Below are 18,681 nucleotides of genomic sequence, written 5' to 3'. Positions count from 1 at the left end.
CCCGGCGAGGGGAGAACAAGTGAACGTGCGGCCTGTTTCGGGGGCGTCGGTGGGGAGCCGGGAGAGAGGCCGTAAGGGGCTGGCGCTCATAGCCGGCGCCCTGCTCGTGACCCTCACCGCGTGCGGCGGCGGTGACTCGGGGTCCGGGGCCCGGTCCGGTTCCGGTGACGGGAAGGGCAAGGACTCCAGCACGCAGCAGGGCAAGCAGTCGACGGCCGCCGTCAGCATCTCGCCCAAGTCCGGTGCCACGGGCGTCGACACCAGCGGCGCCCTGAAGGTGAACGTCAGCGAGGGCAAGCTGACCGAGGTCACCGTCAAGGACGCCAAGGGCACGAAGGTCGACGGCGTCATAGCCGGCGGCGGCGCCTCGTGGACGCCGTCGACCCATCTGGCCGCCGGCACCAAGTACACGGTGCACGCGGTCGCCAAGGACTCCGCGGGCCGCGAGGCCGCCGAGGACTCCAGCTTCACGACGCTCACTCCGCAGAGCACCTTCGTCGGCTCCTTCACCCCCGAGGACGGCTCCACCGTCGGCGTGGGCATGCCGTTCTCGGTCCACTTCACCCGGGGCATCACCAACCCCGACGACGTCGAGAAGGCCATCAGGATCAAGACCGAGCCGGCCGTCGACGTCGAGGGCCACTGGTTCGGCAACGACCGCCTGGACTTCCGCCCCGAGAAGTACTGGAAGGCCGGCACGAAGGTCACCGTCGACCTCAACCTCGACGGCGTCGAGGGCCGCGACGGCGTCTACGGCGAGCAGCACAAGACGGTGAAGTTCACCATCGGCCGCAACCAGGTCTCCATCGTGGACGCCAAGAAGCACACGATGAAGGTCACCCAGGACGGCAAGGTCATCAAGACCATCCCGGTCACCACCGGCAAGCCCGGCTACGACACGTGGAACGGCCAGATGGTCATGCGTGAGAAGCTCACGGTGACGCGTATGAACGGCGAGACCGTGGGCTACGGCGGCGAGTACGACATCAAGGACGTCCCGCACGCCATCCGCCTGACCGACTCCGGCACCTTCATCCACGGCAACTACTGGGGCGGCGACGCCTTCGGCAACTACAACGCGAGCCACGGCTGCGTGGGCCTGCGTGACGTGCGCGGCGGCTACGACAAGAACGTGCCGGCGGCCTGGTTCTTCAACCACTCGATGAGCGGCGACGTGGTGATCGTGAAGAACTCCCACGACCGCACGGTGGACCCGGCCAACGGCCTCAACGGCTGGAACATGTCCTGGGCCGACTGGAAGAAGTGAGCCCCCTCTGAGCCACGGGCCCGGCGCTGTGACCTACGGCACCGGGCCCGCACTCGTTAGTCCCCGTTAACCTGCTGCGCATGACCGTGAATCTCGAAGTCGCCGAAGGTGTCGGAACGCTGCGGCTGGACCGGCCGCCGATGAACGCGCTGGACGTCGCCACGCAGGACCGGCTGAAGGAACTCGCCGAGGAGGCCACGCGCCGCGAGGACGTGCGCGCCGTGGTGATCTACGGCGGCGAGCGGGTGTTCGCGGCGGGCGCGGACATCAAGGAGATGCAGGCGATGGACCACACCGCGATGGTCCTGCGCGCCCGCGCCCTGCAGGACTCCTTCACCGCCGTGGCCCGCATCCCCAAGCCCGTCGTCGCGGCCGTCACCGGGTACGCGCTCGGCGGCGGTTGCGAGCTGGCCCTGTGCGCGGACTACCGCATCGCCGCCGACAACGCCAAGCTCGGCCAGCCGGAGATCCTGCTCGGTCTGATCCCGGGCGCGGGCGGCACCCAGCGGCTGCCCCGCCTCGTCGGCCCCTCCAAGGCCAAGGACCTGATCTTCACGGGCCGGATGGTGAAGGCCGACGAGGCTCTCGCGATCGGCCTGGTGGACCGGGTCGTCCCGGCCGCCGAGGTCTACGAGCAGGCGCACGCCTGGGCCGCCAAGCTGGCCCAGGGGCCGGCCATCGCGCTGCGCGCGGCGAAGGAGTCGATCGACACCGGTCTGGAGACCGACATCGACACCGGACTCGCCGTCGAGCGGAACTGGTTCGCGGGTCTGTTCGCCACCGAGGACCGCGAGCGGGGCATGCGCAGCTTCGTCGAGGAGGGGCCGGGCAAGGCGAAGTTCCTGTGAAATTCACCGGTGAACGTCCCCCGCAGGGCTTGTAGTTGACGCCTTGTCTGATCCGGGTCCCTCGATGGGGCGGTTTATGGGAGCCTTAAGGCAACCTTAAACCTGCCTCGTCGAGGGAGTCCGTCGATTGCCCGAAAGCGAGCCGTCGCCGCAGGTCAGATGGACTGTTCCAAGATCGGAAATGCCATCGGCATATGCCGGCAGGTCGGGGCACGGCAGGGGCGTGAGGGGGGCGTATTCCTCCGGAACGGCCACGGAGACGGCTCCGGACGGCCATCATGGGGGCATGGCGGGGCTGGAGGGCATCGAACAGCCGCGGGGACACAGCCGTGCGGCCGCGGCGCGGTGGTCGCCCGCGGTCGAGGACGAACAGGCGCTCAAGGCGCTCGAACTGTTCGGCAACCCGACGGAGGCGGAGGTACCGCTGCCGTCCCGCCCGGAGTCCGCGGCCACCGCGCGCCGGCTCGCCCAGGTCGTCGTACTACGGCAGTGGGGGCTGACCCCCAAGATGACCGAGGACGCGGTCTTACTCGTCTCCGAACTCGTCGGCAACGCCGTACGGCACACCGGGGCCCGGGTCTTCGGCCTCCGGATGCGCCGCCGCCGCGGCTGGATCCGCGTCGAGGTCCGCGATCCCTCCCGCGGACTGCCCTGTCTGATGCCGGTTCAGGAAATGGACGTCAGCGGCCGCGGCCTGTTCCTGGTGGACAAGCTGTCCGACCGCTGGGGCGTCGACCTCCTGCCGCGCGGCAAGACCACCTGGTTCGAGATGCGGGTCGCCGACCGCTAGGGGGTTTCGTTTGGATCAGGGCGGACCCGGGCTGATCCAAACGAAACCCCCTAGGGCCGGACCGGCCCTGCAGCCGGGTCGAGGAGACCCGGCGGTGTGGTCCCTGCGAATGAATCCTCCGCCACGCCCCCTCGGGGTGCCGGTCATATGACTTTCGGTCACCACAATGGCTCTCGGCCGGATGCCGGCGTCCACGCAGGCGGAGACAAGGGCGGATCACATGGCGCGAGTCGCTTCACCGACGCACCGACGAGCAGGAGGACGACGAGGGCTGCTGCGGCCGAAGGCCAGGGCGGCCGCGCTGACGGGTCTCCTGCTGCTGGGGATCGCCGGTCCGTCGCAGGCCGTCGAATCCACCATCTCGGTGAACAACCTGCGCACCGGGTGGGACTCGCACGAGCCGAAGCTCTCGCCGTCCGTGGTGTCGTCCTCCGCCTTCGGGCAGCGCTGGTCCGCCGCGGTCAACGGCACGGTGGCGGCCCAGCCGTTGGTCACCGGCACCAACGTGGTCGTCGCCACACAGAACAACTACGTCTACGGGATCGACGCCGCGACCGGGAAGAAAAGCTGGACCCGCCAGCTCGGTCCGGCCTGGCCCACCTCGGCCGTCAACTGCGACAGCGGTCTCACCGGGGTCACCGCCACGCCGGTGTACGACGCGTCGTCCAACACGGTCTACCTCACCAGCAAGGTGAACGACGGCCCGGACGCGTTGCACCCGCACTGGTACATCCACGCGTTGAGCGCCTCCACCGGCGCCGAGCGCGCAGGCTGGCCGGTGACCGTCAAGGGCACGCCCACCAACAGCCCCGGCCACCCGTTCAACCCGCTCACGGCATCGCAGCGGCCCGGCCTGCTGCTGCTCAACGGGTCGGTGTACGCCGGGTTCGCCTCGTACTGCGACCACGGCCCGTACGTCGGCCAGGTGGTCGGCGTGAACGTCGCCAGCCGCAAGCTCACCCTCTGGTCCGCCGAGGCCGGATCCGACGGCAAGGAGGCCGGCATCTGGCAGAGCGGCGGCGGGTTGGTCTCGGACGGCAACGGCCGGATCTTCCTCGCCACCGGCAACGGCTCCGGAACGGGCGCCTCGCCGGGCGCCGGACCCGGCTACCTGCCCCCGGCCGGCCTCGGGGAGTCGGTGGTGCGGCTCGGCGTGAACAGTGACGGCACCCTCTCGGCCAGGAACTTCTTCAGCCCGACCAACAACAAGACCCTGGACGCGAACGACACCGACCTCGGCTCGGGCGGTCCGGCCGCTCTTCCGAACAGCTTCGGCACCACCGCGCACCCGCGGCTGCTGGTCCAGGTCGCGAAGGACGGCCGCGTCTTCCTGCTGGACCGGGACCATCTGGGCGGCATGGGCCAGGGGCCGAACGGTACGGACAACCCGGTGAGCGTGGCCGGACCGTTCGAGGGCATCTGGGGCCACCCCGGCGTCTGGGGCGGCGACGGCGGCTACGTGTACACGGTGGGCACCGACACCGGGAGCGGCCGCTCGCCGCTGCGTGCGCTGAAGTACTCGGTGAACAGCGCCGGCACCCCGGTCCTGACCAGCGCCGGCACCAGCGCCGAGAACTTCGGCTACGGCTCGTCCTCCCCGGTGGTCACCTCCAACGGGACGACGCCCGGATCCGCCCTGGTCTGGACCGTCAACAAATCGGATTCCGCCAGCGCACTGCGGGTCTACGACCCCGTGCCCGTCAACGGCACCCTCCACCTGCGCCGCTCCTTCCCGATCGAAACGGCGTCCAAGTGGTCACTGCCCGCCACCGACGGCGGCCGCGTCTACGTAGGGACCAGGGACGGGCACCTGGTGGCCTTCGGCATCGCGTAGGACCGTTCCACGGCACGAGCGTGCCCGACCCGAGAGGCCGGGCACGCCCGTGTGCCCGGGGTCCGGCGGCGACCGCGACCCGAAATCGCCCCTCGATCGGCGCAATCGGCCGTTTTCTTACCCAACGCCCCTTAAATGGTGCGGGTGACCACGACCAACCGACGCGGGGTGCTGCGCGCGGGCGCCGGGCTCGTCACCGGGGGCGCGTTCGCCGCCGGCTGCGGCGCCGGCCAGGAGGCCCGCCCCGGCGCGACGACCGCCGCGCATCCCGGGTCCGCCCCGCCCGCCGACGCGTCCGGCCGTCCCGCGGCCACCCCCCACGCCGCCCCCGCCCCCCGCGCCTACGCCGGCCTGCCCGCCCAGATCACCCACGGCCCGCGCACCCGCCCCCAGGTCGCCCTCACCTTCCACGGGCAGGGCGACCCCGACTTCGCCGAGTCCCTGCTCAGCACGGCCGAACAGCACGGCGCCCGGCTGACCGTGCTCGCCGTCGGCACCTGGCTGGACCAGCACCCGGGCCTGGCCCGCCGCATCCTCGACGGCGGCCACGACCTCGGCAACCACACCCAGCGGCACATCTCCGTCAACGCCATGGCGGAGGCGGAGGCCCGCAAGGAGATCACCGACTGCGCGGACCGGCTGAAGCGGCTCACCGGGTCGATCGGCACCTGGTTCCGGCCCTCCCGCTCCCCGACGGCCTCCCCGCTGGTCACCCGGCTGGCCCGCGCCGCGGGCTACCCGCACGTGCTGTCGTACGACGTCGACTCGCTCGACTACACCCGCCCCGGAGCCGACGCGGTCACCCGCAAGGTCCTCGCCGAAGTGCGGGGCGGATCGGTGGTGAGCCTGCACTTCGGATACCCGGACACGGTCGCCGCCCTCCCCGCCGTACTCCACGAACTCGACCGCCGCCACCTGCGCGCGGTCACCACCACGGAGCTGCTGAGCTGATGCGAACCACGAAAGCCGCCCGCCTCCTGGCCGCCGGAGCCGCCCTCACCGCCCTGGCACTGCTGTCCGCGTGCAGCGGTGACGCCCAGACCAGGGAGAGCGAGGCCCTCGGCAGCAAGGCCCCCGCCCAGCCGCAGGTGAAGAGGCAGCAGGTGGACGGGCTGCCCGGGATGCCCCCGGTGCTGGACCCGGCCGACGTCTACGCGGCCGACCGGCCGAACCGACTCTCCCCGGTCGTCAAGGACTTCCCGTCCCGGGTGTACGTCCCCAACACCAACTCCGACACCGTCACGGTCATCGACCCGGAGACCTACCGGATCCTCAAGACCATCCCGGTCGGCCGGCAGCCCCAGCACGTCGTGCCGTCCTGGGACCTGAAGACCCTCTGGGTCAACAACGACCTCGGCAACAGCCTCACCCCCATCGACCCGAGGACCGGGAAGGCCGGCCGGCCGGTCGCCGTGCACGACCCGTACAACCTGTACTTCACGCCCGACGGCAAGTACGCGATCGTCATGGCCTCCATGGACCGTCAGCTCGTCTTCCGCGACGCGCACACCATGAAGGTCGCGAAGGCACTCCCGGTCGGCTGCTACGGCGTCAACCACGCCGACTTCTCCCTGGACGGCCGCTACTTCATCGTCTCCTGCGAGTTCAGCGGCGAACTCCTCAAGGTCGACACCGCGCGGATGGAGGTCGTCGCCCACCAGAAGCTGCCGTTGCACGGCGCGATGCCGCAGGACGTCAAGGTCTCCCCGGACGGCAAGCTCTTCTACATCGCCGACATGGTGGCCAACGGCATGTGGATCGTGAACGGGGACACCTTCGGCAAGCCGGATTTCCTCGCCACCGGCAAGGGCGCCCACGGGCTGTACATCAGCCGGGACTCCCGGGAGATGTTCATCTCCAACCGCGGCGAGGGCACCATCTCCATCTTCGACTTCACCGAGAACAGGCTCACCAAGAAGTGGCGTCTGCCCGGCGGCGGCAGCCCCGACATGGGCGGGGTCTCCTCCGACGGCAAGGTGCTGTGGCTCTCCGGCCGCTACAACTCCGAGGTGTACGCCATCGACACCCGCACCGGCACCGAACTGGCCCGCATCAAGGTCGGCAGCGGACCGCACGGCCTCGCCGTCTACCCGCAGCCGGGCCGCTACTCACTCGGGCACACCGGCATCTTCCGCTGAAGCAGCACCTCCGAACCCACCGGACGGTACCCGGCCGCCTGGAACGCCCGCATACTGCGGGCGTTCCCCGCCGACACCTGGGCCCACACCGGCTCATCGGCCAGCTGCCGCGCCGCCCTCACGAGCGCCCGGCCCAGCCCCCGGTGCCGTACCGCGCCGTCCACCTCGACCGCCACCTCCAGCCGGCCCGCCACCCCGCGCCCCAGCACCAGCACCCCGCCGTCCGTGGTCCACACCCGGACGTCGTCGCGCCGCCGGCGCGAGCTGACCACCCGCGGGTGGGACGGGTCGGCGATCTCCCGCAGCGCGAGCGCCGGACGGCCCGGCAGCGGGGACCCGACGAGCATCACGTCGACCGTGTCCGTACGGCGCCCGGTGCGGTCCGTCAGCGCGGTCAGGAAACGCGGGTTCATCGTGGCGGCCAGTGCGTCGCACTCCTCGGTGACCGTGCGCAGCGTCTCCCGCACCCAGGCCGGATCCTCGTCGGTGAACACGACCGAGTGCGCGGTGAAGGCCAGGACGCCGGCGTCCCGGGGCGAGGGCTGGGGAACGACCGTCGTGCCGCCGTCCGCCGGCGGGAAGACGCCCTGCGCCGCCGCATCGAGAATGTCCCGCAAAGTCTCCAAAACCGTGCTCCTCGAGTCTCCACCGACCGGAAGGCCCAGACTCGCAGACGTGATCGACAACGGCACCGGACTTTTCACCATGGGTGGGCTGTGGGTGGTCGCCGCACCGCATGCTCACGGCGGCCGTTAATCTGACCAGCGACAGTACGCCGAAACGGCATGAGAACCACGAACAAAAGGGGCGGATCGGTGGCCGACATCGAGGAAGCACGCAAGCAGTTCCAGCGGATCGACGCGGACGGCGACGGTGTCATCACCGCTGCCGAGTTCAAGCACGCGCTGGCGCAGGGGGGCGACTGGAACGTCACCGACACGGTCGCCGAGGCCATCATCAAGACCCGCGACCTGAACGGCGACAAGGTCCTGTCGTTCGACGAGTTCTGGGCCTACCTGAACAAGTGACCCGCCCGAAGGGGGTGCCCGTCCCGCGGGGAGGGCACCCCCTTCGTCATGCCTACGCCACCCCGCGCGGTCCAACCGGCACACGGGCGAGATCGTCGTACGGGTCCGGGGACGTACCGCGGGGGGTCGCCCGTCCGGCGCAGTCACCGGAATACTCCCGTTCCCCCCGAGGTTGTCGCCGACGACTGACGTATGCACGTGCATCGACCCGGAAGGTTCTGTCATGAAGATCGGCATCATCGGCGCGGGGAACATCGGCGGCAACCTCACCCGGCGGCTCACCGCCCTCGGCCACGACGTGTCCGTGGCCAACTCCCGTGGCCCCGAGACCCTCAAGGAACTCGCAGAGGAGACCGGTGCGACCCCGGTCCCGGCGACGGAGGCCGCCAAGGGCGCCCAGGTCGTCGTGGTCACCGTTCCCCTCAACCGGGTCCCGGACCTCCCCGCCGGCCTGCTGGACGGGGCGGCCGAGGGTGTCGCCGTGATCGACACCAACAACTACTACCCGCAGCAGCGCGACGGCCGGATCGCCGGTATCGAGGACGAGGGCCTGACCGAGAGCCGCTGGACCGAACGGCACCTCGGACACCCCGTGATCAAGGCGTTCAACGGCACCTACGCCCAGGACATCCTCGACCGCCCCCGCCCGGCCGGCGACGCCGGGCGCATGGCCCTCCCGGTGGCCGGCGACGACCGGGCCGCCAAGCAGGTCGTCCGCGACCTCATCGACGAACTCGGCTTCGACACGGTCGATGCGGGCGGCCTCGACGACTCCTGGCGCCAGCAGCCGGGCACCCCGGTGTACGGCCTGCAGGCGGGCCTGGAGGCCGTGCGCAACGCCCTGGCGGAGGCGTCCCCGGAGCGTCCGGCGGAGTTCCGCGGCTGACGCCCGGGTCGCCCGGCCGCACGGGCCTCGTCCTCGCCGGCGACGCGGGGCTCAGTCGCCGGCGGCCCACTCCCGCAGAGCGCTGCGGTCGGCGAAGGCGGCCACGTTCTTGTCGTGCGGCTCGCTGCTGTACTGGTGGAAGCGCCACTTGGCCTCGATGCGGGGGTGGCCCGCGCTCACGTAGTCGGCGATCCAGAGGCCGTCGCCGGCGTACGAGGTGACGTCCACGTTCAGCCAGTACTCCCGGTTGGCGTAGAGCAACACCTTGTTGTGGGGGCGGAGTTCCTTCACGGTGCGGATGAACAGGTCCTTCTCCGCGTTGCTGGCGTGCGTGCCGTCGCTGGTCGTCTCCCAGTCGACGGCGAGCAGGTCGCCCGCCCGCTCGGGGGCGTGCCTGACGAAGTACTCGGCCTGGGCGGCGACATGACCCGGCCACAGGAAGTGGTAGTAGCCGACGACGAGTCCGGCGTCGCGGCCGTGCTTGGCCTGGGTGGCGAGTCTCGGGTTCACGTACGAACGCCCCTCCGTCGCCTTGATGAAGACGAAGGAGAGGCCGTCCGTGTCGTACGACGACGACTGGTACGCGCTGACGTCAATGCCGTGCAGCATGAGGGGACTCCCTTGAGTGCCGGTGGGGGGACAGGAGTTGACGTGTTTATGCCCCACCTTGGCGCCGGAGATCCGCCGTTGCAGGCGAAAAGTCAGCTCCGGGGCGTCACCGATCCCAGGACCGACGCCGACTTGGCGGACCAGTCCGAGGTGATGATGCTCGCGTGGTCCTTGGCCAGCAGGGCGAGCCGGGCGGCGACTTCGGCGTCCGTGGGATCGGTCGAGGAGATCGCGGGGGACACGCCGTCGGCGCCCGTGGTGATCAGGATGTAGTGGTTCGCGGAGTAGAGCGAGGTGTCGTAGCCGTTGTTCACGTACGTCGCCGCGTCACCGTCGAAGAACACGAACCAGGGCCTGATCGAGGCGTCGTAACGGCTGGTGCGCGGGTCGCCGTTCGCGGCGCCGAGCACGGCCGGGAAGGCCTGTGCCTCGCCGATCCTGCCCGCCGCGTACAGGTCGCGGAGATGGTCGCCGTACTCCTCGTCCGTCCAGTAGTGGTCGAACGGGTTGGACTGCTCCACCGTGCCCGGGATCAGCTCGAAGAGGAACTTGCCCCTGAGGGAGTCGCGGGAGGGCCAGGCGTCGGCCCTGGCCGCCGCGTCCAGGGAGGAGTACGTCCCGCCCAGCAGGTCGGACGGCTTGTACACGCTGCTGCCGAGCTTCTGCGACACCAGGGTGTCGAACTCGTCCGGGCCGAGGCCCCCCTTGTCGTTGAAGCCGACCTTCATCTCGACCTTGAACACGATCGGCGGGTGGTCGGGGTGCAGCTGGTTCCAGGCCGCGATGTTGTCCAGGCAACTGCCCAGGTCCTGGTTCCGGCTCTTGCTGTACAGCTCGCCCGGCGTCTTCGCGGCCTCGCAGTTGTTGTTGTCGCCGAACGGATTGCTGTGACTGACGCGCCAGCGGTGGCTGATGCTGTCCACGTACACGTCCAGCTCGAGCAGCGAGGCACCCGAGTCCAACGCCTGTGCGAAGTAGGTGTACTTGGCCTTGTCGTACGCGTTGTGCGTCCCGATGGCCGTCGTCCCGGAGAACTTCGGCTCCGCCCCGTGGGCATTCGCCGGCACCGCTATCAGCAGGGCGGCGGCACCCAGGAACACCCCTGCCCGTCTCACCACACGAACCGCGCGCATGCGTGAACTCCCCTTCGCTGTCGCTGAGTTGGCGGCAGCGTAGGAGAGATCGGTTACTGAACGGTAGCCCCTGGAGGAACATCGCCCTCGCGAAGTGGGCGTCTTTCACGAGCAGTTGAACATGAGAGCCGAGGACGGGCGGTGGAAACGGCAACCGGACGTCACGCGGGAGAGCCGGCCGGCGGGGGAGGGGTCAGCACTCGACTCCTTGGGGACAAACCGCGGTGGATCTTGATCCAGCCATGCGTCCATCGCGGCCAGGCCGCGCTGACCGGCGCCGGGCATGAAGTGAGCGTAGTGGTCGAGTGTGATCTTCGGCGAGGAGTGCCCCAGCCATGTGGACAGGCTCACGACCGACTCGCCGGCCTCCAGCTGCGCGCTGGCGTAGGTGTGCCGCAGGACGTGGAACATGTCCTCGCGCTGTGCCGCGTAGACGGGAGTACGCCGGATCCGGCCGCCGTCTCGGCGGGCCTTCTCGCCCACGGCCGTAATGAGGCCGGAGGAGCGCCGATGAGCCCAGTTTGGCCGCAAGCCAAGGGGTCTCACTCTGCTCCAGTCAACTGCAGCGCAACCGCCAGAAGTTTGGCGTACAGGGCTCTCCGCGCGATTGCTTTCGGCCTGGGGCAAACTCAAACCTTCGCGGGATCCTCTGGCACAGCAGGTGTCGTCACTGCGACGCGCACAGCGCCGGTGGTCGTCGACGGGGCGACCTGGGCCACGCTCCCGTCCTCGGCGTTGCGGGCGACGATCGCGGGGATGCCGGTGTCAGTTGGAACATGACGCACGATCCAGCCCGCCCTCTCGAAGTAGGTCTGCGCACGTGCCATCGCGCGGACCGTCTCCTCTTCCGTAAGAGGCTGGGTCGACCAGGCGTGGTGGACGTAGGACCCCTCCGAGTCCTGGTAGGCACTGGTCCCCTCCCCCTCCTGCGCTGGGGCGTGCCGTACCTGGAGCGCGTCATAGATTCGGCTGGAGTGGTCGAGGGCCCGATGCTCGGCGCGCTCGTCGACCGGTGTGCGCCGGAGGGCTGCGGAGTCGGCCGTGGACTGATCACTGGCGCTACGCGAGAAGCAAGGTGAGGTCACACCGATGGAGGCCAGCCCTTCGCCTGTGGCCCGGTTCACCACGCCTGTGATGGCGTCCATCCAGAAGTCATCGGACTCGGTACGCATGTTCACGTGGGGGAATGGTTTGGACCAGTCCGCATCCGATGACTGGAACTTGTAACCCAGTTTCAGCCAGGCGTCCCTGGCCTGCCGCACCAGCGACTTGGCTTTACTGCCTGGCACTCCGGTCAGCTTGTACGCGAGACTGACCTGCAACCGATCATCGGGGCCGCCGTCGTCCCGGGCAATACAGGCTCCCACCGGCGTGGGGCCGATGCGCTCGAGTTTCGGCTTCGGCGACATACCGTCCACCGCCTGGTGGATGATTTCCTCTGCGCGCTTGGTTGCCTTATGTTCGTTCATCGCGACCTGCTTCGGCGTTGCGGCGCCGTCTCCTTTACTTCCGTGTGCCCCACACGCCGTAACCGCAACCATCGCGGTCAGCAGTGCACCAATCGACATCAGGTTGCGCAGCTTCACGGAGCACCTCCGGTTACGATCTCCGCCATATGGTCCAGGGAGTCCCCCTCCCAGTACTGGGAGTGAGCGGGCATGAGTTTCAAATGCCAACCCGGAAGATGCCCGTTAGGAACCCCGAAGGTCCGCCCACCGAATTCGTTGGATGTCGGGTCGGTCCCGTACATGGCTGAGTGGTCGTCAAAGAGCTGCATGTACGCCTTCGGGTTCAGGGGTGCCAGCCGTCCTGCCGGCGGCGGGGCCATGTTGACCAGGTCGTTCTTCGCTGTGGCTGCCCAGACGTGATCCGTAGGGATGTTCAGGTCCTTGGCATGATTGACCCCCGTGCCCGGACTTCCGACCAAGATAGCGTTGTCCACCGGCAGGTTCGGATGGTCGCGCATCGTCTCGCCAGCCACAAGAGAGCCATAGCTGTGGCCCAGGAGCGTCGAGTTCACGTGCCCTCCGTGGTGGGCTGTGTCAAGGCCGGTCAGAAAGTTGCTCAGCGGCCCACGGGCATTGTCGGCCCATGTGGTGTCGTCAGTCGCATCAGGCACGAGACTTTGCGGAGCATCGTAGCCGAGCCAGACGATTGATGCGGTCGAATGTGTCAGATCAGTTCGCTCCGCCTTGGCCTGGAGCGCTTCGGCTCGGCGGATTTCACCATCAATGCCGCCCAGGTTCGAGCCAGTTCCCGGAACATACGTCACCACATTGTCGGCGCTGTCCGGATTTCCAATGGATACGGCGGCATGCCCGAGATTCTTGTTGTCGAATCCGAGCAGGTAAGGCCGAGTCCCGTCAGCCCCGGTGAAGTTGTCGTAGCGACTCTGGATCGAATCCATGCCGTCGATTCGGCCCTGCAATTCCTTCCGCTTCGCTTCCCATTTCTGCCATTCATTTTCTTTTTCGGGATCCCTTACCTGGACGTCCACCTCCTCACCCGTGTTGGGGTTGAGTTGGTGAACGGTGGTGAAGCGGTCGGGCTCCTTCGCCATCCAGGCGTCCAGTTCGATCTGAGTGGCGCCACGGGTCTCGGCAAGTACGGTTCGGTTCGCCTCATCACGCACGGTGGCGGGAAGGCCGTCCATCCACCCGATCGAATCAGGATGGACGGCGATGTAATCCGCCCGCTGCTCGTCGGTAAGGCTCTTCCACCACTCCGCGTTCTCCTTGGGAGTCCCGTGCTTGGGCGGCTCCTTGATGGAATGCAGGTAGTCCTCGGCTCCCTTGAGAACACCGGCGGTGTCCTTCTTCGCGTCGGCCCAGTCCCGGTCGGAGACCGTCAGGTCGTCGTCCGCCTTCAGCGCCCGCAGCTTCGGCGCCCACTTCTCGTCGGCCTCCGTGGCCTCCTTGACGGCGTCCGCGATGAGGTCGGCGTATTCCTGCGCGTACTGGGCGTTGGGGTTGGGGTCGATGTTGGCCGCGTAGCGGCCGATCGCGTCTGCGGTCGGGTCCTCCGCCAGGCTGGTTATGGTGCCGCCCTCGGGGAGTTTGCCGTCGGTCTTCTCACCGGCGGGCGGGTAGCTGACCGAGCCGTCGGAGTTCACGGTGAACTTCTTGGCGTGCGCTTCCTCGACCACAGCGTCCAGCTTCTTCCTGGCCGCCTCCAGGTCGTACACGAACCCGTCCAGCGCCGTGCTGACCAGGCCGCACTCGACCTGCGTGTAGTGGAAGTTCTTCGCCAGCTCCCGCAACTGGCCGTCCGCCGCATGTGCTGCCTCACCCTCGTTGGCCTTCTTCATGGCCACGGTGATCTGCAATTCGATGCGGTCCTTGGCCGCGCTGGCCATGTCGCTCACCGCGCGGAAACCATCCGCCGCATCCGAGTACTCGGACAGCTTCAAGGTCTTCAGCGTCATGTAATCCATGGCCTCTGTCACCGGCCCCTGGACTGTCCGCCGACCGCCGGTGTGTCCTCGTACGCGGTCTTCACCTTCGCGATCTCAGCCTTGATGGCCTCGTCCGTCCTGAGCTGATCGTTGCCCACCTTCTCCAACAGCCCGGCCAGCTTGTCGCAGCGCCCGCTCACGTCCCCGACGTAGCGCTCCCAGGATGTGTGGACCTCCCGCTGGGCAGCCGCGGTCAGGCACCCGGAATCCTTACCGAGGCCCTTCTGGCCCTCTCCCAGCTGCGCCAGCGCCTTGCTGATGTTGTCCCGCAGATCGCCGACGCCGTCACCCGCCGTGGACCACGCGGCCTTGTCGGACCTGAGTTTGCCGGACACGCCGCCGCCCGAGCTGGTGCCTCCCAGGTCGGCCGGCAGCTGGTTGAGCTGCATGTGCGCCGATTGCCGCTCGACCGCCGCGGCCTTGAGCTGCTCCCACTCATCCCACGCCACGCGTGGCCCCTCCCCGTGTCTCGTCGTACGCCGCCGAGATGCTGTGAACGTGCGACCGCATTGCTGCGGTGGTCGAGAAGCACAGTAGCCAGACCGCATCACGTGCCCCATCCGCGTCGGCCACCAGCCCGTCTGAGTATCCGTACTCAGACGGCCCCAGGTCCTCGATCGGACGGGGGGAACCTGTCCGGTGGGACCGGTGGTGTGTAAGGAGAGGGACTGAACCCCGGTGCTGCGTAAGGAGCTTGGCCCGGGGCGGACACTGGCGTTGCGCGTGGGGCTGCGGACATCCGTCGCCTGCGGGCGATGGCGCCAACCGCGAGCACGGCTCCGAGGAGTACGACGCCACCGATGCCCATCGCCATCCAGTAGGTGCCGCTGGCATCGGATGCGGATGCCGGCGCAGCGGAGTTGTCATCCTTTGCCGGAGCACCGGCGCCTGCGGCTTCGGAGGCTTCCGGAGACGCCGGCTTCGACGCCGCGGCCTTCAGGTCCGGCAGCGGATAGACATCAGCGGAGCCCGGGTCTCCGGGGTTCTGCAGGGCGACGCGCGGCCGCACAATGCCGTAGCCGATGGAGTCGTTGCGCTTGGATCCGTCCGTGGGGCCGCCAATGGTGTTGAGTATGACGCGGAGGACCTGGTTGTTGGTCCAGTCAGGGTGCTTGGACCAGATCAGGGCGGCGCTGGCGGAGGCGATGGCCGTGGCATCGCTAGTGCCGCTGGTCTTGCAGAGGCCTGTCTTGCCACCGCAGGCGTGGACCATGTCCACGCCTGGAGCAGAGACGTCCACCTGAGGGCCGTACTGGGACCAGGGGGCCCGTCGGAGGTCCTTGCCGACCGCTGCCACGCCGACGACTCCGGGCGTGGCCGCCGGATAGTCGACCTCGTGCCTCTTGTCGGCATCGTTGCCCACTGCGGCAAAGATCAGTGAACCCTTGCCGAGGGCGTACTTGACCGCATTGGTCAGCTCAGGGGTGTTGATGCCACCGCTCATCGAAACGTTGATGATCCGAGCTCCTGAATCAGCCGCGTAGCGGATGCCCTTGCTGAAGTAGTCGGACACGGCGAAGGGACTGACGTCCGCGGTGTCGGGCATCCGGACCGGGAGGATCTTCGCCCCGGGTGCGAGCCCGAACGCGCCGTTTCCTCCGCCGTACGCACCCGTGCCGGCGATGAGCCCTGCCATGCCCGTGCCATGGCCGTCGTAGTCCGTGTGCTCGTCACCGGCACGGCCTGCGGGGGCGTAGTCCTTTCCGTCGAGGACTCGTCCCTTCAGATCAGGATTGTTCGGATCGACTCCGGTGTCGATGACGGCGACAGTGATCCCCTTGCCCGTACTCGTCCGCCACATCTCCCCGGCGTGCATGGCACCCAGATACCACTGCTCGGCTCGGGTGGAGTCGGCATCGGCCTGCGTGGCCGTACCGCTCACCAGAAGCAGACTGATCGCCGCCGAGGCCGCGGCCCAGATCCCCCTGTACCGCGCGTTGCCGGTGAGCATGTGCTTCCTTCCCGTGTGCCTGGTTCTCAGTCAGCGATCTTCGGTCGGTTCTTCGCCACGACGGTCCGTCTGCTGCTTCTGCTGTCGCTGCCGGACACCGCCGGTCGGCCCGGCGGCAGCACCGCGAGCACCGCGTTGGGTTCCGGCCTGGCTGGGCATACCTCCGGAGATGCCTTCCCGCATCGGTGCGGAGGGTATCGGTGCACCCGGGCGCGCCGGTGTGCGGCCGGCCTGCAACAGGCGACCACCGGTGATTCCGTTACGCGGGGTGGTCATGGAACGCCCGGCTGCCGAGCTGGAAGGATTTCTCTCCTGCTCTCGCGGGGCTGCGGTCGGCCCGCCGCCAGTCGAGCTGCGGCTGGCCGAAGGCTCGCCACCGACAACCGTCCCGCCGGGCCACCGACCTGCTCGCCGGCCGGTGGCGGAGGTCGCAGCAGGACGTCCACCAGTAACTCCCGGACTGGTCGAGGCACCGCGGCCGGGTGTCAGGTCTTGCCCGGGGACAGCGCGGCCGCTGGGCGTCGCCTCAGGGCTGGGCAAGTTCAGGCCCGGCGCCGCACCGGGTCCCATGGGTCCTCGACCGGGAACTGGCCTGCCCGCTCCTTGCTCAGGCTGTGCCGGCATGCGTCCTCCGACGGCTTCCCTCCCCAGGCCGCCTGGGACAGACGGCATACGCGCAGGAACACCGATAGGAGGCGGAGGCGTGCCGTTCGACAGAGGTGGTGCTTCCGTGTTCGGACGAGGGGTGGCGGGTGCCCCTGTCGGCGAATCAGTGGACGGATGGTGGACCTCCGGCAGCACCCCCGCCGAGTCAATGCCGACATGCGTTGCAGGCTCGCTTGCTGGCGGCCGCGAACTCGGGTGATCGAGGCGATGTGGCGACACCGCACTTGTCGACGGTCTTGCCTCGGCCTGTCCCGAGGTCACCGCATGCCCATGTGTCACTCCGATCGCGGCGGCACCGGCACCACCTCCGCTGGGCCTACCTGAGCTTGCCGCGCTCGGACGCGCTAGGTCAGTACTCCGTCCGTCAACGTCACGCGGCACGATCGACGCGGGCGGCGGTGGAAACTTCGGCCGCTCCAGCCTGTTCATCTGCGTGGCCGACCACTCGTAGGTCTGCCCCAGCTTCCGCATCTGCGCCGCCGCCTCCAGGCGGACCCTCTCCTTGTGCGCCGCCAGCGCAGCCGGCTCGCTCTTGGCCTTGGCGCTGACCGCCGCCGCGTCCGGGTCGTTGTGCGCCGCGTTCGCAGCGTCCATATCGGCCGTCGCACCCTTGGTGTCGCGCGGAATGGATGCCTGCGCCTGCGCGATCGCTCCGGAAGCCTCGTTCAGCCACTTTCCAGCGCCTTCGCTGAAGTCGCCAAGCCGCAGTGTGGAGTTGGCCAGGTCACCAGACCAGGTGCGGAACGCGTGCGCGCCCTCGCCCTTCCATTCCACCCACTGCGGGCGGATCTTGAGCTCTTCGGCGATCTTGCGGATCTCCTTGGCGGCCGCGGTGAGTCGGTCCGCGGCGGCCTGCACTGTGCCGGGGTCGGCCTGGTCGAGCCACGCCAGCATCTGCTCGTGGCTCATGTCCTCGAAGGACGTGCCGCCGCCGGATCCCTTGCCAGGCATCAGAACTCCCCCGTCCCTGTCGGTTCCATCAGATCGAGCCGCCCGCGTCGCCACCCGTCGGCGCTGGCCTCGGCGCCTGCCCCGTCTGCGTCCCGTTCCCGCCGTCGTGGCCCCTGCTCGACCCCTCGGGGTCGTAACTGCCGCCGTAGTGCTCCGTCGTCTCCGCACTGATCGCCGCCATGCGGTCGCGGATGTCCAGGTCGACGTCCTGGTAACCCTTGTGCGAGGCCATGACCGCGATACCCATGCCCTCCATGGAGTCCGACAGCAGCTTCGACAGCGTCTCCAGCTCGCTGATCACCGTCTCGTACGCGCTGAACAGCCCGGCCGCCTCCGCCCACGCCCCAGCCCCGCCACCGAACTGATGGCGCACGAGCCGCTCCTGTCCGACTTGGCGCGGGCCTGCCTGCGAGCCCTTCAGGTCGTGGATCAGGGCGTCGACGCGGTTCTGGAAGGTGGTGAAGGACGACAGCTCCGTGGCCACATCGGCGACAGCGTCGCGTGCCACGTCGAACAGGCCGGACACCCACGACGACGCGCCCGACGTCGACCCGGCATCGCTCGGCAACACACCGTCCTCCTCCTACCGTCAGAACACCGAACACCGGAAGCCCCACCAGCAACTCTAGCTACCAGCGGTGACAGTCCACAGGCGCCCTGTAGCGGGGAGTGGCCGAGAGCAGGCCATCCACGTAGTACCCCTCGACCCGCTGGCAGGAGCAAGGCGACTCATCGAGCATGAGCCCACCCAACACCCCAGCGTCATCAGACGCATGAGCACTTGTACTCAGATGCGCCCGCGTGGCCGCCCTGAATGGCCGATACCGGCTGGTAGGTGGCGCAGAGATGACCTTGACCGGGTCAGTCACGGCTGGTCCGCTTACTAGCGATGTGGCGTCGAGATCGGCGGGATCGGGATACCCCGCCACCGAGACGCTCTGCGCACACCCGCACAGCGGAGCTGTGGCACGACGGATGCCGACATCCAGCCGTTCGACGAGCGTCGCGCCCGACTCGGACCTCCCCGAAGACCGGTTGCGTCCATGGAGATGGTGTACGGGTTCGACCTGATCCGGGGGTTTGCTCCGGCGTCGGGATGATGCCCGCATAGATGAACGGCCACCGG

The 18,681-nt window shown here is 68.7% G+C and carries 17 protein-coding genes and 1 pseudogene; 8 read left to right on the top strand and 10 right to left on the bottom strand.

Annotation, left to right across the window (positions count from 1 at the left end; genetic code table 11):
- The first annotated feature begins 19 nt into the window (after nucleotides 1-19).
- From FB157_RS45340 to FB157_RS45315, 6 genes are all read left to right on the top strand, one after another.
- Nucleotides 20-1,267, top strand: a complete 1,248-nt coding sequence (locus FB157_RS45340) for an Ig-like domain-containing protein (protein WP_186581982.1) — start codon at nucleotides 20-22, stop codon at nucleotides 1,265-1,267.
- An 80-nt stretch (nucleotides 1,268-1,347) separates the two neighbouring features.
- Nucleotides 1,348-2,115: an enoyl-CoA hydratase/isomerase family protein gene (locus FB157_RS45335; protein WP_145887426.1), complete on the top strand. Its 768-nt coding sequence runs from the start codon at nucleotides 1,348-1,350 to the stop codon at nucleotides 2,113-2,115.
- Between the two features lie 286 nt (nucleotides 2,116-2,401).
- Nucleotides 2,402-2,905, top strand: a complete 504-nt coding sequence (locus tag FB157_RS45330) for an ATP-binding protein (protein WP_145887424.1) — start codon at nucleotides 2,402-2,404, stop codon at nucleotides 2,903-2,905.
- A 220-nt stretch (nucleotides 2,906-3,125) separates the two neighbouring features.
- Complete coding sequence (locus FB157_RS45325) at nucleotides 3,126-4,739, top strand: PQQ-binding-like beta-propeller repeat protein (protein ID WP_186581981.1); 1,614 nt, start codon at nucleotides 3,126-3,128, stop codon at nucleotides 4,737-4,739.
- A gap of 135 nt (nucleotides 4,740-4,874) precedes the next feature.
- On the top strand, nucleotides 4,875-5,690 hold the full coding sequence (locus FB157_RS45320) for a polysaccharide deacetylase family protein (protein ID WP_145887422.1): 816 nt from the start codon (nucleotides 4,875-4,877) through the stop codon (nucleotides 5,688-5,690).
- Nucleotides 5,690-6,877 carry a beta-propeller fold lactonase family protein gene (locus FB157_RS45315; protein ID WP_145887420.1) on the top strand — a complete coding sequence of 396 codons (1,188 nt, stop codon included), beginning with the start codon at nucleotides 5,690-5,692 and terminating at the stop codon, nucleotides 6,875-6,877. Before FB157_RS45320 ends, FB157_RS45315 begins: the two co-directional genes overlap by 1 nt.
- Here FB157_RS45315 and FB157_RS45310 read toward each other — a convergent pair.
- On the bottom strand, nucleotides 6,844-7,503 hold the full coding sequence (locus FB157_RS45310; RefSeq protein ID WP_145887418.1) for a GNAT family N-acetyltransferase: 660 nt from the start codon (nucleotides 7,501-7,503) through the stop codon (nucleotides 6,844-6,846). The genes FB157_RS45315 and FB157_RS45310 overlap by 34 nt on opposite strands.
- Nucleotides 7,504-7,692: 189 nt before the next feature.
- Between FB157_RS45310 and FB157_RS45305 the strand changes: the two genes are divergently transcribed.
- Together FB157_RS45305 and FB157_RS45300 are read left to right on the top strand one after the other, a co-directional pair.
- Nucleotides 7,693-7,905 carry an EF-hand domain-containing protein gene (locus FB157_RS45305; RefSeq protein ID WP_145887416.1) on the top strand — a complete coding sequence of 71 codons (213 nt, stop codon included), beginning with the start codon at nucleotides 7,693-7,695 and terminating at the stop codon, nucleotides 7,903-7,905.
- Between the two features lie 223 nt (nucleotides 7,906-8,128).
- Nucleotides 8,129-8,791, top strand: a complete 663-nt coding sequence (locus tag FB157_RS45300; protein WP_145887414.1) for an NADPH-dependent F420 reductase — start codon at nucleotides 8,129-8,131, stop codon at nucleotides 8,789-8,791.
- 51 nt (nucleotides 8,792-8,842) lie between these two features.
- Here FB157_RS45300 and FB157_RS45295 read toward each other — a convergent pair whose 3' ends face one another.
- The 9 genes and pseudogenes from FB157_RS45295 to FB157_RS45255 all read right to left on the bottom strand — a co-directional run bounded on the left by FB157_RS45295 (nucleotide 8,843) and on the right by FB157_RS45255 (nucleotide 18,126).
- Entirely contained in the window at nucleotides 8,843-9,400 is a 558-nt protein-coding gene (locus tag FB157_RS45295; RefSeq protein ID WP_145887412.1) for a GH25 family lysozyme, read from the bottom strand.
- Between the two features lie 92 nt (nucleotides 9,401-9,492).
- A complete protein-coding gene (locus FB157_RS45290; RefSeq protein ID WP_186581980.1) occupies nucleotides 9,493-10,533 on the bottom strand; it encodes a phosphatidylinositol-specific phospholipase C domain-containing protein in 1,041 nt (346 codons plus the stop codon).
- Between the two features lie 105 nt (nucleotides 10,534-10,638).
- A pseudogene (locus FB157_RS49250) lies at nucleotides 10,639-10,965 on the bottom strand (hypothetical protein); the annotation flags it as partial.
- Nucleotides 10,966-11,162: 197 nt separating this feature from the next.
- Nucleotides 11,163-12,119: a hypothetical protein gene (locus tag FB157_RS45280; protein ID WP_261387009.1), complete on the bottom strand. Its 957-nt coding sequence runs from the start codon at nucleotides 12,117-12,119 to the stop codon at nucleotides 11,163-11,165.
- Nucleotides 12,116-13,957: an alpha/beta hydrolase family protein gene (locus FB157_RS45275; protein WP_261387008.1), complete on the bottom strand. Its 1,842-nt coding sequence runs from the start codon at nucleotides 13,955-13,957 to the stop codon at nucleotides 12,116-12,118. The genes FB157_RS45280 and FB157_RS45275 overlap by 4 nt, the downstream gene beginning before the upstream one ends.
- 17 nt (nucleotides 13,958-13,974) lie before the next feature.
- Nucleotides 13,975-14,436: a hypothetical protein gene (locus FB157_RS45270; RefSeq protein WP_145887408.1), complete on the bottom strand. Its 462-nt coding sequence runs from the start codon at nucleotides 14,434-14,436 to the stop codon at nucleotides 13,975-13,977.
- Nucleotides 14,437-14,582: 146 nt separating this feature from the next.
- On the bottom strand, nucleotides 14,583-15,938 hold the full coding sequence (gene mycP / locus FB157_RS45265) for a type VII secretion-associated serine protease mycosin (RefSeq protein WP_145887407.1): 1,356 nt from the start codon (nucleotides 15,936-15,938) through the stop codon (nucleotides 14,583-14,585).
- 30 nt (nucleotides 15,939-15,968) lie between these two features.
- Nucleotides 15,969-17,555, bottom strand: coding sequence for a translation initiation factor IF-2 (locus FB157_RS45260; RefSeq protein ID WP_145887405.1), 1,587 nt, complete (start codon nucleotides 17,553-17,555; stop codon nucleotides 15,969-15,971).
- 28 nt (nucleotides 17,556-17,583) lie between these two features.
- On the bottom strand, nucleotides 17,584-18,126 hold the full coding sequence (locus FB157_RS45255) for a hypothetical protein (protein ID WP_261387007.1): 543 nt from the start codon (nucleotides 18,124-18,126) through the stop codon (nucleotides 17,584-17,586).
- Between the last annotated feature and the right edge of the window lie 555 nt (nucleotides 18,127-18,681).

It is taken from the genome of Streptomyces sp. BK340 (assembly GCF_007827595.1).
Taxonomy (GTDB): domain Bacteria; phylum Actinomycetota; class Actinomycetes; order Streptomycetales; family Streptomycetaceae; genus Streptomyces.
Note: the sequence above shows the minus strand (reverse complement) of the source record. Positions and strands in the feature narration are given on the sequence as shown.

Coding starts and splice junctions, on each gene's coding strand:
- FB157_RS45315 (WP_145887420.1), top strand. CDS start 5,690: ATGCGAACCACGAAAGCCGCCCGCCTCCTGGCCGCCGGAGCCGCCCTC.
- FB157_RS45335 (WP_145887426.1), top strand. CDS start 1,348: ATGACCGTGAATCTCGAAGTCGCCGAAGGTGTCGGAACGCTGCGGCTG.
- FB157_RS45320 (WP_145887422.1), top strand. CDS start 4,875: ATGGTGCGGGTGACCACGACCAACCGACGCGGGGTGCTGCGCGCGGGC.
- mycP (WP_145887407.1), bottom strand. CDS start 15,938: ATGCTCACCGGCAACGCGCGGTACAGGGGGATCTGGGCCGCGGCCTCG.
- FB157_RS45295 (WP_145887412.1), bottom strand. CDS start 9,400: ATGCTGCACGGCATTGACGTCAGCGCGTACCAGTCGTCGTCGTACGAC.
- FB157_RS45325 (WP_186581981.1), top strand. CDS start 3,126: ATGGCGCGAGTCGCTTCACCGACGCACCGACGAGCAGGAGGACGACGA.
- FB157_RS45330 (WP_145887424.1), top strand. CDS start 2,402: ATGGCGGGGCTGGAGGGCATCGAACAGCCGCGGGGACACAGCCGTGCG.
- FB157_RS45275 (WP_261387008.1), bottom strand. CDS start 13,957: ATGACGCTGAAGACCTTGAAGCTGTCCGAGTACTCGGATGCGGCGGAT.
- FB157_RS45300 (WP_145887414.1), top strand. CDS start 8,129: ATGAAGATCGGCATCATCGGCGCGGGGAACATCGGCGGCAACCTCACC.
- FB157_RS45260 (WP_145887405.1), bottom strand. CDS start 17,555: ATGCCTGGCAAGGGATCCGGCGGCGGCACGTCCTTCGAGGACATGAGC.
- FB157_RS45290 (WP_186581980.1), bottom strand. CDS start 10,533: ATGCGCGCGGTTCGTGTGGTGAGACGGGCAGGGGTGTTCCTGGGTGCC.